This window comes from Microcoleus sp. F4-D5 (assembly GCF_036704885.1).
Taxonomy (GTDB): Bacteria; Cyanobacteriota; Cyanobacteriia; order Cyanobacteriales; family Microcoleaceae; genus Microcoleus.
The window spans coordinates 115,363-129,941 of sequence record NZ_JAUBSX010000012.1; the positions used below are offsets into that span (position 1 = coordinate 115,363).

12 protein-coding genes and 3 pseudogenes are annotated in these 14,579 nt (G+C 43.6%); 5 read left to right on the forward strand and 10 right to left on the reverse strand.

What is annotated here, in order from left to right; genetic code table 11:
• Positions 1-50: 50 nt before the first annotated feature.
• From QUA80_RS08630 to QUA80_RS08650, 5 genes are all read right to left on the reverse strand, one after another.
• On the reverse strand, positions 51-2,687 hold the full coding sequence (locus tag QUA80_RS08630) for a PAS domain S-box protein (RefSeq protein WP_333423259.1): 2,637 nt from the start codon (positions 2,685-2,687) through the stop codon (positions 51-53).
• Between the two features lie 87 nt (positions 2,688-2,774).
• Positions 2,775-3,122, reverse strand: a complete 348-nt coding sequence (locus QUA80_RS08635; protein ID WP_333423240.1) for a circadian clock KaiB family protein — start codon at positions 3,120-3,122, stop codon at positions 2,775-2,777.
• A gap of 24 nt (positions 3,123-3,146) precedes the next feature.
• Positions 3,147-3,485, reverse strand: a complete 339-nt coding sequence (locus QUA80_RS08640) for a circadian clock KaiB family protein (RefSeq protein ID WP_333423242.1) — start codon at positions 3,483-3,485, stop codon at positions 3,147-3,149.
• Positions 3,486-3,509: 24 nt separating this feature from the next.
• A complete protein-coding gene (gene kaiC, locus QUA80_RS08645; protein WP_333423246.1) occupies positions 3,510-5,207 on the reverse strand; it encodes a circadian clock protein KaiC in 1,698 nt (565 codons plus the stop codon).
• 384 nt (positions 5,208-5,591) lie between these two features.
• Complete coding sequence (locus QUA80_RS08650) at positions 5,592-5,840, reverse strand: hypothetical protein (protein WP_333423247.1); 249 nt, start codon at positions 5,838-5,840, stop codon at positions 5,592-5,594.
• A gap of 109 nt (positions 5,841-5,949) precedes the next feature.
• Here QUA80_RS08650 and QUA80_RS08655 point away from each other — a divergent pair.
• The 3 genes and pseudogenes from QUA80_RS08655 to QUA80_RS08665 form a co-directional block, all read left to right on the forward strand.
• Positions 5,950-6,435: pseudogene (locus QUA80_RS08655) on the forward strand (DUF4277 domain-containing protein); the annotation flags it as partial.
• A gap of 323 nt (positions 6,436-6,758) precedes the next feature.
• Positions 6,759-7,121, forward strand: a complete 363-nt coding sequence (locus QUA80_RS08660; protein ID WP_333423249.1) for a hypothetical protein — start codon at positions 6,759-6,761, stop codon at positions 7,119-7,121.
• Between the two features lie 106 nt (positions 7,122-7,227).
• Positions 7,228-8,367, forward strand: a complete 1,140-nt coding sequence (locus QUA80_RS08665) for a hypothetical protein (RefSeq protein ID WP_333423250.1) — start codon at positions 7,228-7,230, stop codon at positions 8,365-8,367.
• 251 nt (positions 8,368-8,618) lie between these two features.
• On the opposite strand, the gene QUA80_RS08670 is transcribed toward QUA80_RS08665, so the two are convergent.
• Positions 8,619-8,954: a hypothetical protein gene (locus QUA80_RS08670; protein ID WP_333423261.1), complete on the reverse strand. Its 336-nt coding sequence runs from the start codon at positions 8,952-8,954 to the stop codon at positions 8,619-8,621.
• Between the two features lie 180 nt (positions 8,955-9,134).
• On the opposite strand from QUA80_RS08670, the gene QUA80_RS08675 reads away from it, so the two are divergent.
• A complete protein-coding gene (locus tag QUA80_RS08675; RefSeq protein ID WP_333423251.1) occupies positions 9,135-9,338 on the forward strand; it encodes a hypothetical protein in 204 nt (67 codons plus the stop codon).
• A 567-nt stretch (positions 9,339-9,905) separates the two neighbouring features.
• A pseudogene (locus QUA80_RS33745) lies at positions 9,906-10,982 on the forward strand (ISKra4 family transposase).
• A gap of 21 nt (positions 10,983-11,003) precedes the next feature.
• Here QUA80_RS33745 and QUA80_RS08680 read toward each other — a convergent pair.
• From QUA80_RS08680 to QUA80_RS08695, 4 genes and pseudogenes are all read right to left on the reverse strand, one after another.
• Positions 11,004-11,574: pseudogene (locus QUA80_RS08680) on the reverse strand (transposase); the annotation flags it as partial.
• Positions 11,575-11,695: 121 nt separating this feature from the next.
• Complete coding sequence (locus QUA80_RS08685; RefSeq protein WP_333423252.1) at positions 11,696-12,049, reverse strand: hypothetical protein; 354 nt, start codon at positions 12,047-12,049, stop codon at positions 11,696-11,698.
• A gap of 644 nt (positions 12,050-12,693) precedes the next feature.
• Complete coding sequence (locus tag QUA80_RS08690) at positions 12,694-13,155, reverse strand: response regulator (RefSeq protein ID WP_333423253.1); 462 nt, start codon at positions 13,153-13,155, stop codon at positions 12,694-12,696.
• On the reverse strand, positions 13,118-14,512 hold the full coding sequence (locus QUA80_RS08695) for an ATP-binding protein (RefSeq protein ID WP_333423254.1): 1,395 nt from the start codon (positions 14,510-14,512) through the stop codon (positions 13,118-13,120). Before QUA80_RS08695 ends, QUA80_RS08690 begins: the two co-directional genes overlap by 38 nt.
• Positions 14,513-14,579: the final 67 nt, after the last annotated feature.

The window sequence follows — 14,579 nt, forward strand, 5'->3', positions numbered from 1 at the left end:
AGCCTCGGGCCTCCTATTTCTAGCTTGGCTGCTTTCCTTGAGATGCTCCCCTAGGGATGTTTCCTAAGTCCTAATTTAGATAAATCAGTTAATTCCATAATGATATCCGTTTTCAAACTCAGCGTTAAATCTTTGAGAGCATTCGCGATCGCCACTTGAGAAGTAGGTATTTGTTCAATTAATTGCAGCAGGATATCCCCATCACAATAGTACGCCGCATCATGCATTTGCTGTAACCATTCGGGGGGCATCATTGCTAAAGCATCTCCAGACAATTCAACCCTCGGCAGTGAACCAGACTCTTCAGAGGTAACGGGCGGGATGCGATTTGCTTGATTCTCGTCTCGCGGCAGTATCTCCGTTAACACTTGTAATAACTGTGCGATCGTGTAAGGTTTTAACAAAAATGTTTTGACATTAGCCTTTAATGCCAGCTTTCTGTTAGGAAGGAGTCCGCTAGTTGCAATGATATTCACCCCAGGATTAATTTTTTGCAACTCGCGCATTGCGGAAACACCATCTAGGTTGGGCATCATCACATCCATTAAAACCACACTAATTTCCTGTTGATGTTCCCTGTAGAGTTCGATGGCTTCAAGCCCATCACTAGCGAGTATTGTTTTGTAGTTATAGTTTTCTAGAGAAGCCTGTGTTATCTCTCGAATATAGGTTTCATCATCAACAATTAAAATCAACTCGCCCTTACCTGTAGGCATTGCTTGTTCTACAGTTGTGAGGCTCACTTGTCCCTCTACCGCTGGTAAGAAAACCTGAAATTTCGTACCCTTACCCAACTCGCTATAAACCTTGACAAAACCGCCATGATTTCTGACAATCCCCATTACTGTTGATAATCCTAGCCCTGTTCCTTTGCCAACTTCCTTGGTAGTGAAAAAGGGGTCAAAAATTCGGTTTAACAATTCTGGCGGAATACCAATTCCTGTATCGGCGACCGTCACAGCCACATAACAGCCTGCTTTTGCTTCCAAATTCAGCAGGACATCACCTTCATCCAATGAGCGATTTTCGGCCGAGACGGTCAAACTTCCTCCTGATGGCATGGCATCCTTAGCGTTAATCATCAGATTCATAAATACTTGGTGTAGCTGGGTAGCATCGCCCGAGATTGTCCATAGTTCCAGTGCGGGAATTTTAGTCAAAATAGTTATTGATTTGGAAAATGTTTGTTTAGCAATCCCGATCACTTCTAGGAGCAAATATCCTACTTGTAATATTACATATTCACCCTCCGTTGTTCGACTAAAAATAAGAATTTGCTTGACCAACTCAGCCCCACGTTTAGCACTCCCCGAAAGGAGTCTTAACAGTCTTTGTGTCGGTTCATTCATATTGGTAATTTTGAGAGGAAGCAGTTGACTAGCTCCCAAAATCGGAGTGAGAATGTTATTTAAATCATGTGCAATTCCACTTGATAACGTTCCCAAACTCTCTAATCGCTGGGCATGGTAAAACTGTTTTTCAAGTAGCTTTTTTTCAGTGATATCAGTATTAACAACGAGGATAGATCCGGCGGCTTGAAAAAAGTGCTCTTTTATCAGTGTTTTACGACTTTCTACGATTATATTCTTACCTGTTTTAGTAAGTTGATCTATTTCCCCATGCCAACTGCCTTGCTCGGTAGTGATTTTGAGAGGCTCAGTTAGTTTACACTGTTGATTAAATAAGGTTTGAGTTTTCTGACCTATAACTTCTGCTTCTTCCCAACCATATAAACGTTCAGCTCCTTTATTCCAAAATAAAATACGATCTTCTAAATCCTTTACAAAAATGGCATCACTCGTAATATCGATTAAGGCTGCTTGTTCCGCAATTTTTTGCTCTGTTTCTTTACGTTGGGTAATATCGGTAATAATTTCTAGGCCCACCCAACAATCTTGTTCTCGATCCCATTCAGCAACATAGTTTGAGGCAAGCCATCGCATCTTGCGATCGCCATGCAAAAACCGATATTCGACAACACCAGAGCGCCCTAATTGAATATTTTCGATCAATGAGGCGAGCATTTTTTCTCGATCTTCGGGCAATATATTCGCTATGATTAAGGCAGAATCTGCTTGCACAGCTTCTAAGCTATAGCCAAAAATCAGTTGAGTTCCGCCTGTCCAAGAATCAATCTCTAAAGTACCATCAGTCAAAAGACGAAAATTTTTAATAACGGCGAGCGCGCTGTTGAGAATGTGACTGAGTTTCGCAGCTTCTTTTACTTTAGATTCTGTAAAATCAGTCACAATGATACTATTAACTAAAATCTCCTCTATCTGAAGTTGTTTAAACGATAATTTAACAGGTACTTCCTTATTTCCCGTTGCTGGGATCAAAGACATTTCTTTAGTGAAAGTTTGTTCAGGCTGAACCTGCTGCAAAAGTAGTAAAAATGCTTTTTTATAGTGGGGCGCAATAAAGGTTTCAAATTGAGAGCCTATCAGATTGTTTAAAGGACAATTTAAGAGTTCTGAGAGTCGCTTATTACAGTACAAAATTAAACCTTCAGAAGATACAGTAGCTGCTCCTTCGCCCATTTGTTCCACTAAACACTGATAAACATAATCTGCCCCCTGAAGCGTAAAAACTCGCTCTCCTCGCTCCGTAGAAACAACAACAGCATCAACTTCCCCACTAGCAATCGCCTGCAACGTTTCTTCCGCTACATATAGGCGTTCCTGCACATCTGCCAATTCTCGATGTAGGGTTTCGACTTCTTGGCTCATTTTTTCAACAGGGGTGAGAGAATCCTTCATTATTTTGCTCTCCAATTATTTTTTAGGCAGAAGATTAAGACCAATTAAGACTTTTTCTGTATTCGATAAATTGCCAATCATCTTTTGTAAGGGCATAGGCAACCTTTTGATCAAGGTGGGAACAGCCACAATGTTCTCCGAAATAAGAGTTTCTCTCTGTTGATAAATATCAATCACTTCTAGCTCATAACGCCCTTGGAGATGTTCCTCACAAATCTTTTTGATGTTTTGCAACGCCGTCACCGATTGGAGCGTTGTACCTGAAACATAAAGACGTAGGATATAATGCTGTTCCTGCGATGCGGACAAGGACTGTTCAAAAACTTCTGTGGTTGTTTCATTAACATCTTCGGAGCCACTCATTGTTAGTACCTCTGTCTCGAGTTATTATTCATCGAGTAAACAAATAATTTGCAGCCCTAGCAGAACTTTTTCAGTATTTGACAAATCACCAATAATCTTTTTAATCGGTTCTGGTAATTGTCTAACGAGAGTCGGTAGAGCGACGATGCTGTGTTCTATGGCGAGATGGGGATCTTGACTTAAGTCAATAATTTGAATGGTATATTGACCCTGAAGATATTCATCACATATCTTCTTCAAATTGGAAAAAGCCAGCAAAGATTTAGGTGTTTGTCCCGCCACATATAATCGCAGTTGCCAAATAGCTGACCCTTGTGTGTTAGCGGCCTGTGACAAATTATCTGTTTTTAAATTCTTTTTCATTTGTTTTATCCTTAGAGATATATTTTAGGGATTCAAATGACGTAACCTTCCCATAGAAGCTCGATTCTCCAGTACCGCGTTTTCTTCCTCTTGTTCTTCTTTAATCAGCAAATCAAACTCCGCATCTCGATTCAGCAATTGCATTTGTAGAGCATTTATCTGAGCTTGTAAGACTTTTTTCTCTTGCTCGTGCTCGCGTTTTTTGAGTTCAAAATTATGTCGGCGTTTTTTATAGGTAGATTTTTCCTTTAGTTCTTGATTGAGTCTTTCCGTTCCTGTTAATACCTGGCCCTCTCCCAAGTAAACCTCGACCAAGTTTACGCCTTCATCGGTGATGAGAAATTCCCGTACTTGATTGGAATGCTTCATGCCGCGAGATTTGAGAGCATAGAGAATCCGATTGCGCTCCCCATTCACCTTGAGCGTTTGGAGCTCTAACCAAGTATCCATCAGAGAGGAAATACCCATTTCTGTCTGTTCGTGGTCCTGGTGAGCATTACCGGGCGTTAAATCTGTCAATAAAATAGTGATTCCTTGGCTCTTTAAATAGTCAATCAAACGCAGAAAAAAGCTTTTTGTTTGCATAAAGCTTCCACTCAAAATGAGATTGCTCATCGGATCGATGACGATCGTGCTTGGTTGAAATTTTTTGACCCAGCTATGGATTGCAAACAAACGCATTTCTAAATTGTAGTTAGTGGGACGTACCGCATCAAATTGCAATAATCCCTGCTGTACGTAGGGGGCTAAGTCCAGACCAATCGAGTTCATATTGCGGATAATTTGTTGAGGGGATTCTTCTGTGGCGAGATATAAACACCGTTCGCCTCTGTGGCAGGTTGCTTTGGCAAAATAAGATGCCAGCGTTGTTTTCCCCGTTCCACCCCTGCCTGTGACAAGAATACTGCTACCCCGATAGTAGCCCTGCCCGCCAAACATTTCATCAAGTTGCGCGACCCCCGTTGAGATGCGCTCATCAGAAACCACATGGTCTAATTTTAATGAAGTAATGGGTAAGATCGAAATGCCATTTTCTTCAATTAAAAAAGGATATTCATTATTACTGTGACGAGAGCCGCGATACTTGACAATTTGAAGGGTTCTTGTGGCTATTTCTTGAAACGTTTTTTGATCTAATTTGATCACACAATCCGAAACGTATTCTTCTAAACCTTGACGGGTTAAGCTGTGTTCTCCTTGCTCCCCTGTGATCGCGGCTGTCACACCTTGGTCTTTTAACCAATGAAATAAACGGCGTACTTCTGCTCGGACAATGTTGGCATTGCCTAAACCAGCAAACAAGACTTCGATCGTGTCTAAAAGCACCCGTTTAGCGCCAATTTTGTCGATCGCATAGCCTAGACGAAGAAATATGGCTTCTAGGTCATATTCTCCTGTTTCCTGAATTTCGTTGGGGTCAATATAAATATGATCTATGAATATTTTCCCTTCAGCAATTAACTGATTTAAATTCCACCCTAAAGAGGCGACGTTTTTGGTAATTTCTGATGCAGTTTCTTCAAAGGTGATTAAAACGCCTGGTTCTCCGTACTGCGTTGCTCCGCGCACGAGAAACTCCACACCAAATAAGGTCTTACCGGAACCCGCTGACCCGCAGATTAAGGTTGGTCGGCCTTGGGGCAAGCCTCCACCTGTGATTTCATCGATTCCCTGAATTCCCGTTGGGCATTTGGATAATTGTAACTCTTTAATTTTCTCCATAAACCATTAAAAAAATTTTTTTTGATCTGAGTTATATAAGAAACGCACAACTATCATGTGACACTTTAGGAGCTTGTGCTCTTATCTTGATGGTCTAAATATAATCAACAATAGCACATTTTCTCACTTAAGTATCCATAGCTTTTCGTTTCTTAATGAATCGTAAGTAGGTGGCAAATTACATCGTGGCAATTGATACAAAACAGGCAATAAGTTGTTGTGCATCTAGATTGTCTATTGTATTACAGAGGGAGAGGGGGGAGAGGATTTGACAATTTTTGATAGGTATAGAAATATACAATTTAAATGCACAATAACTTATTGCCTTTCTATAGAGCCAATTTGATATATTTTTATGCTGTAGTTAGTCTTTGGAGCATCAGCCTAATAACCCACATTCGGCACCCTCAACTGGCACGCACTGGACTGGGTGGCTCCACTCATTCGATCGCACACCCCGGCCGCTCGTAGAAATACCTCGCCCACCGCTAGCGATCGCACTCGCTTGCGTTGTAGGTTCTTTGACATAGAGGCTTTGCGCGTCAAAGATGCTCGCTTGATGTAAAAAATGTTCTCACCACCAACATCAGAGCGATCGAGCACAATGTAAAACGAAGTACGATTGCGCTGCATTCTGCGACGCATTATTGGCAACAAAACTCATCATTTCGCTACCGTAAAAAACCGATAAAAATAGTGTAAATTTAGGTGGTGCCTCGAAGGAGAAAATTCAGAACTACCTATGATTCAAACAACAGAGAGCGCCGTTGATAACCTCGACCATCTAGGGCTAATAGCTGGTCTAACTGACGAAATAGGGATCGTCCAGAGAATCAACGAGTTAGTCGAGGAAAAACCAGGCGAAATCGTCAGTCCGGGCTTAGTAGTTACAGCAATGATTGTCAACGGGTTAGGATTAGCTTCCGCCCCATTATACTTATTTCCCAAATTTTTTGCAGGCAAAACAACAGAACATTTAATTGGAGCAGGTATTCAAGCATCACATCTAAACAAACACCGTTTAGGTAGAGTATTAGACCAAATCTATTTGGTAGGAAGCAATCAAATATTTACAACTATTGCCGCTGCTGCTCAAAAGTTTGAGATAAAAACAGAGACAGTTCATTTAGACTCAAGTTCCTTTCACCTACATGGTAAATATGAATCAGAGTTACCATCTGTATCGTTTGCTAACTCTCAAACGGATAGCGATCGAGCCGATAGTAAGCTGTTGCACATTTAAACTGTGATACAAGGATTGCCCTTATTTTTGATTTTGCGACCCCATTTAATTATTAATTGCCCTTTATTTAAGAGGATCTGCAATAAATACTCTAGCTCTTCAGCAGTTTTTCAGCTTGCAGTTAACAGTGCTGGAGTTAAACGTTCGGTAACTAAAAGTTGGAAAACTGGGCAATAATTGAATTTAGAAATAACCGCTGAAACTGCCAAACTAACTAGATAAAATTTGAAACGTTATATCGAATTGATACCGATCGCAAAACACCTCTCGCCGCAGCCATTTCAGCCAGAACCTGCGCCAACCGCCCCATGAAAAAGTACCTCAACCTCGCTAGCGCCCTCATCGCTTCGTTTCAACCCAAATCCCGAAATTCCCAAATCGACGCCTGCGGTCAATCCCCGCTGACTCAGGAACAGCAGCAAGCCCTGATGGAATCCTTGTTTGCCAGCTTGACGGGTGTTGGGTACTCCGGCAAAGCTCACCTGATCTGGGATGGCGGGCAGGACAGGGAACGGGAGATATTCACGGCATTGATGAGAAACGAACCCATCTTCCTGTACCGCTTGGGAACGCGACCCACTCCAACAGTTGAGGGATATGTTTGGCGGCTGATAGGGGAACATCCCAGCTTGCGGCTGTACCAGTTGGAAGTCGAAGCTGAGGCAGAGTGAAGGCGACCGGCAGCCATACCGCGCGGATATAGTGTTATTTACGGTACGCATAAAAGTTACGGACTAACGTTTTTTCAAAATCTTTCTCACATTCCGAGGTTTTATTGTGGCGATCGAACTTTCAAGCTTAACGTTTACCAACCGCGCTGATATTGTCCCCGCATCTGGGGTGGAGCAAATACTCAACACTGGCACCGCCAATACTCTTGCCGGCAGCGACAAAATCACTGGCTACACGGAGAACAGTATTGGCAGCCTGCAGAACGAGCTCAGCGGCATTTACAACAGCGGCACGCTCAATACCGCTGAAGGCAATGACGAGATCGCCGGCACTGGAAACAGTACCGGCAACACCGGGAACAGTCTCAGCGGCATATACAGCAGCGGCACTATAGATACCGGCGACGGTAACGATACAATCGCGGGTACTGGCAGCGGGTACGGCATAGTTGTCAGCTACAGGGGCACCGTAGATACAGGAAAAGGCAAAGATACAATCGCTGGCATTGCTTCCTACGGCACAGGCATCCTCAACAATTCCGTCTTAAGCACCAGTGAGGGTAACGACCTAATCACTGGCAGCGGAACTAGCTACGGCATATCCAGCAGCGGATTGCTCGATACTGGGAGCGGCAGCGATACAGTTATCGGTACTGCCACTGGTGAGGGCGACGGCATCCGCACTACTGGCAGGACGATCCTCGGTGATGGCAACGACACAATTACTGGCACTGCTACCGGAGTTCTGGGCAACGGCATCCGAATGAGCGGTACCATCGATACCGGTAGCGGTAACGACCTAATCACTGGCACTGGCACCAAAGACGGTCTCTCGAACTTTGTCGGTATCCTCGATACCGGTGACGGCAACGACACAATTACTGGTACTGGCACTAGATTTGGCATCTACAACCAGGGCACCATCAGTACCGGTAACGGCAACGACTCCATTATTGCCGAGGGAGGCTTTGAGATAGGCTTGTCGGACGAGAGCGGCCTCGTGCTTTTAGGAAACGGTAAAGACTACCTCAAGGGTTTTGGTAGGGGTTACTACCGGGGCGGCAGCGATAAAGATACGCTGGAATTAACGTCAGGAAGTTATACCGTTGGAATATCGGGAACGGAGGTGAATTTCACCAAGGGCAGCAGCGTTATGAGAACTTTCGAGTTTGAAAAACTCATCGCCGGGAACACGGCGTATGACTTGAGCAGTTTGACCGACGGTCAAACAATTGTTGTCGCCTAGCAATCTATTTAGGCCCAGAAATAGCGAAGCTCTCACCCGGCGCGAAGCAGCAAGTCAAACCCTTACTAGATAAAGGTTTGAGTGCCTAATACCTTTTTGGTTCAACAAGCCGCGCCATCTACCAACAACTGCTCATTCAAATCCAACCGGAAACTTCCATAAGGATTAATGTGTCCTGACAGCTTCGCTATTTCTGGGCCCGTTAGGGGAATTCCCATAACGCCGATCGGCCCTCGGAAGCTGCCGATCGCTCAAAACATCCCATCAAGTAAATCGGTAACGTCCCTTTGGTCGCACCCCCGGTTGTCGTCATACACCATCAGGGTATTTAAATTCTTTTGCCTGCTTAACTTCTTCACTTTTCTTACATCCCCGTCCGTTGCGTCCAGTCCCGCCGCGATAGCTGAATGCCTGATGCGGTGAGGTGACATCTGTTTTCTGATACCAGCATTCTCGCTATGGCGGATAATCATCTTGCCGAGGCCGCAGCCGGACTGCCGATGACCCGTGTTGGCAAAGTTAAGCGCGGCAAACAGCGGAGCATCTTGAGAGGAATTGCCGTCCCTAGCTTCGAGCCAGTCGGCGATCGCCTGAACAGTCGCTTCAGAAAGCGCCGCCTTTTTACCCTCTTGCCTTCTGCGGTAATTATCATTCTTTCTTTTTCAATATCTATATTTAGACATATTGACAAAATTTGCTCTTTTTTAACTTGTTAGCAATGAGGAGACACAGGTATGCTTTAGAGCAAAGCCTACACAGGAAAAACAATGAACCTCAACTTTAACCAAGCCCAGCAAAAAATTCAAAACCCAGAAGTAGAAATGACCTGTGGACTGGAGGAAATGTCAGACGAGGAACTGTTGCAAATAAATGGTGGGGTTACAGTACAATTGGAACTTGAGTCAGATGAGCTAAATTTAGTAGAGGCTGGTGTGTTGGCGAGGTTTGGGAGATTGGGACTGGGACTATAATCAAAACGACATTTATTCTGTAGCGACTTGTGTTACATCCTACCGCCCTAATCATTTGACAGAACTTTCTAGTAAGCTGCAATAAGCTTTTGCTAGTTCATACAAGTTAAACCCCTACCAACCACTGGTAAGGGTTCTATTTTAGGGTTAATAAACTTGTTTTAAATCTTTTGTTTTTCCGATAAAAAAGCCCAGAAATAGTGAAGCTGTCACGAGGTGCAAACTAGATTTAGGTTGTACGAATAATATATTTTTTGGTAAGGATTCAGGTCAAAAATATTTCAGAGACACAAATAAATGTGGTAATGTAGTCAAACGAGTAAACAACCAGAGTTACCAGCACTGAAAATCGAAATAATTGAGCAGTGGAGCCATGAGAAACTGGTCAGACTTGTGCTGAATCAACAGAAGCTGATTGAAAAATTACAACAAGAACTCGAACAACTCAAAGAGAAACAGCCGAGCGGGAGCATCCCAGTTTGGCAGCCAGTATAAATACTCAAAGACTTAGCAAGCAAGTTGATGGCAGAATAGAAAGCAAATAAATTACCATCACCCCAAGTCAATATGACGCCAGAACAACGGCAGAAGATCAAAATAAATCTCCAAGAAATAGCCGATATTTTTTATCAGAATACCCCGCCAGACAATCTACAAAGCTTTGAATCTATCGAACTGACTGTCAGAGAGCAAATAGTAAAGACAGTAGCACCAGAAATTAGCAGTTTTTTTTTACTCAGCAGGAGGAACTGCTTCAGGGAGAAAAATAACCATAAAAAGTTGCGCGCGTAGAAATCACTCTCTCGAGTAAGCAAGCTCAAAGTTTGGGGTGAATTCGGGAAGTCGCCTGAGTCCTAATAGGCGAGAAATGTTGTTTATTATTAGTGGGAAATGAATCATTTGCCAATGCTGAGAGAGACTTAAAAATGTTAACAGGAATTTATGTGCCTCACAGTACACAACATCGGCTATTAGGGCGTTATAAATTCCCTAAACCTGAAGTTACCGAGCAAGTAAAAGCATGTTCGTATAGACGGAGGAAACGTCATACTGAGAACTCATAAAGGAGAAGAAAGTGTCTGGAGGAATTATCAGGCAGTTAAGGTACATCGCCTTTGTAGGGGCAGCTTTTTTCCAAAATAATCCAGATTTAGTGGCATGGGTAAATAGCCAACCTCAAAGTGAATCGATAACCTGCTTGGGAGATGGTCATGATGGAGTGTGGAATCTGTTTAATCAAATAGGGAGTAGAGAGCTTGCGAAGAGAGGTACTAGATTGGTATCAGGGGAATAGAAAATCTAAACCGAGTAGGAGGTTCGCTCAAACGACTGAAGAGAGCGCAGAATCAACTGTGGCAAGGGTTAACAGTAGAAGCTATAGCTGAATTTGTAGGAGTTGCGAGTTCAGGGAGTGAAAAGTTTCAGAAATATCTGCGAAAACATCAGTCAAGAATCCCAAATTACCAGAATTATCAACAGCAGGGTATTGACATTGGTTCCGGAGCTGTAGAGTCTTTAATTAAACAGATTGGAGCAAGAATTAAGATTGTAGGTGCACAGTGGAACGAAAAAAATGTGCCTCAAATTTTAAGACTGAGATGTGCATATTTAAATAACCACATTAAACTCAGTATTTCTGCTTAGTTAAAAGGCGGGATGCTCCCGGATATCGATGATTTTTTCGGTATGAACTCTGGCTCCGTTTAATAGTCCTAAGTCGGTCGGATAACTAATATCGGCGGGTGCACAGGTTGCATCTACGATTAGTTTACCGCGATTAGCTGACTTATTTTTGGGGTCCGAATTCTTTTTTTTGTGGGCGATCGGTGGTTTATCGAATTTTCTCTATCGTGCGCTCGTTCACTTTATTGATTAGGTTCGCGCCCATACGTTGGCGAAAGTGTACTAATAGTGATGGGTCGAATAGCAGTTCATTACTGTATGCTAATTAACCGATAAAGTATTGTAGGTAAGGGTTTTCACGGATTTGTTCTACTGTTTCACGCGAGCTGATACCCAGTTTTTGTTTGATGATTAATGCCCCCAATGCCATCCGAAATGATGCAAGCTGGCGCGCCCTTTTCTGTAGGAAAGTTTTTAGCAGAATATGCTTCAAATTCATGCCAAGGTATCAGTTCTGCCATTTTTACCCAACGGTTGTCTGCTGACAACTTTCCCCGAAGGGCAGTTCAAATTCGGATGGGAGACTATAAGCAAGCTCAAATTTTTGGTACACTGTCGTAGATGGTGATGCACGGGTTTTGACCTATTTCACCAGCCAATCTTGCACTTTACTCTCGATCGCACGCTTTCTTAACCCAGCCCACCTAACACGCGATCGATATATTCAGCAAGCCCTAGGTAAACGATTCAAGCTGTGCGTTAACTTCTGATAACTCAGCATTACGCTCTCTCACCCGCTCTTCCAAAGTTTCATTAAATTCCCGCAAAGCAAGTTCAGCTTGCTTGAGTTCCGTAGCATCTTCAACCAATCTCTCAATGGTACTTTCACCTTCTGCGCTGTAGAGATATTGAGTAAACCGAATCCATTTTACTCGACCGTATGACAAAGGAAATGTAATTTCGACGTTTTGAGATCGAGACTCCTGTGAATCTAGCGATTGCAAAAACAATTGCTGCCGATATATGCCTTGGACATCTGCTAAATTGCTGGCATCAAACCAGCGCAAAAAAGCTTGATTGCTTTCCAAAAGCTTGCCCTCGGAAGTCGCTCGAAAAACTCCGACATTTAAGCGTTCTAGCAGAGAATTAAGTTAATTTTCCAGTCGGGCGACTCGTTTTCAGGCGGCAGCTCTATCGAGCACTGCGCGAACCGCAACGCAAAGGCGGACGTAGTGCTTCGGCGACTTGATAATGTAGTCGTCCAATCCTGATTTCATCGCCTCTACAGCAATTTATTCATTGCCAGTATTCGTAAACATTACAATCGGACATTGTGGATAACTGGCTTTGATAGTTTTAAGCACATTTAAACCGTTCGTCCAGCGTAGTTGGTAGTAGGTAATTACCACATGGAATCCGCCTCGTTTCAGTCCTTCCCCGAATAATCTATCGCCACAAACTTCCGTTATTTACAATTGCGATAATTGCCGCTCTAACTCGCGTTTGACGAGCAGCCGATCCGTTGGGTTGTCATCAATTACCAGAATGTGTACCACTTTAACAATTGATAATTGGGCTGTCAAATTGAGTGCGGATCGATCGCTTATAAAAATGTTAAAGGTCGCCCCTTTAAGATGATAGAGGACGGGCTTCCTGACTAGAAACTTAATTTGCTCCTTACCAGGAAGAGCCTCGTAACGAAAAACGAGCAAGAAAAACCGGGGAACCGCCACTACAAACCAGAAAATTCTCTAGGTTCTGGCAGTTCGGTATAGTTGAGCCAATACTCGCTAAAACTCTGCATCATTTGCAACAAAGAAGCAAACCCGACCGGTTTAACCAAATAAGAATTTACCCCTAAATCGTAAGCTCGCTTGACATCAAGTGTTTGCCTAGAAGAAGTAAGCATAACCACCGGCAAGCGTTTTAGTTCAGGCTGCTGCTTCAGCCAAACCAGAACTTCGTGACCGGAGCGCCTGGGCAATTTCAAATCTAGTAAAATTATCGCAGGTAAAGGATAGCGATCGCGATCGCTGTATTCTCCCTCACCATTTAAATAAAAAACTGCTGCATCTCCATCTCGGACAATTTGCAGTGAAGTATTAGTAAAAATCTGATTGCGAAAAGCCCGCTGCATCAACAAAATATCAACGGGGTTATCTTCCACCAACAAAATCGTCTGCGTTTGCGTCATGCTTCCTCAGTTGTATCCAAAATCGACTGCCCTGTCCTAATTGAGATTCCACCCCTACTTGACCGCCCATGCGATCGATCCCTTTTTGTACAATAGCTAATCCTATACCAGTTCCGGGGTAAGACTCGATACCGTGGAGCCGTTCAAAAACCCGAAAAATGCGTTTTTGGTGTTCAGCAGCAATACCGATGCCGTTGTCTTCTACCCACAGACGGATGATGGGGACTGGTAATTTGTCACTGGTAATCAGTAACTGAGAATGCTCCCATTGTCCCACTCTTGCTCTTTGCAATTCTCCCGCTGTTGGGCTATTTGTCTCTCCCTCTTGAGGTAGCTTAATTTCCTCAGCCCAAATCTGCAATTGGGGAGGTCTGCCTTCCACAAATTTTATAGCATTAGCCAGCAGATTTGCGATTACTTGAACTAAAGTAACGCGGTGGGCAATTATTGGAAACAAAGGCGGTCTAACAGTGATTTGAGCGCCGCTAGATTTAGCGTCGGCTTGTACCATAGCAATTGCGTCGGCGACAGCAGATTCTAACTCTAAAACTTGCAGCGATAACTCAGCACGGCTCAGGCGGCTGTAAGCTAGCAAATCTTGGATCAATACTTCTAATTGTTGCCCCGAATTAACAATTTGCTGGGCGTATGCTTGACCGAGCTCGTCGAGGATGTCGCGGTAATCTTCTAATAAAGCTTCAGCTAATCCCTGCATTCCCCGCAGGGGAGCCCGCAAATCGTGGGCGACGGTATAGGTGAAAGATTCTAATTCTTCGTTAGCTGCTTGAAGTTGAGTGGTGCGGAGTTCTACTCGCCGTTCTAAGGTAGCGTTGAGCATCCGAATTTCTGCTTCTGCTTGTTTGCGCGCAGTTACGTCAATGGCGGTACTAATTACTAAACTTCTGCCGTCGGAAAGCTTGCCTAAAGGTGCGGAATAAAAGTCCCAAATTCGACTTTCGCCGTTGGCTGTGGCAATCATATATTCGCCTTCTGAGATGCGCGCGTTTAATTGGTGCAGCCGCTCGATATCTGCCTGCACTAGCGATTTGCGGCTGTGGTAAGCTTTTTCTATCCAATCTTCTATTGTGGGTATTTCTGAGTATTCGTAGCCTGAGAGTTCTGTCCAAGCGCAGTTAATTTGCAAAACTTCTCCGTTTTCAGCGTGCAGCATAATGGGCAGCGGTGCGTTGATAATGGCGCGGCGGAAACGTTCTTCTGTTAATTGTAGGGAGAGGCGATCGCATTCTAGCTGTTCTAAGAGTTGATTTTGCTTGATTTCGGCATTGTCGCGCAAAGTTCGATCGCGCTTCACCAAATAGTAAACCAACACCATCAACAGGAAGTTTACTAATACCATTTTTCTAAAGATGTGCTAGAGATAAAGAATGTAAGATCCAAGACCATCCTGTGAGAAAACCAATGAC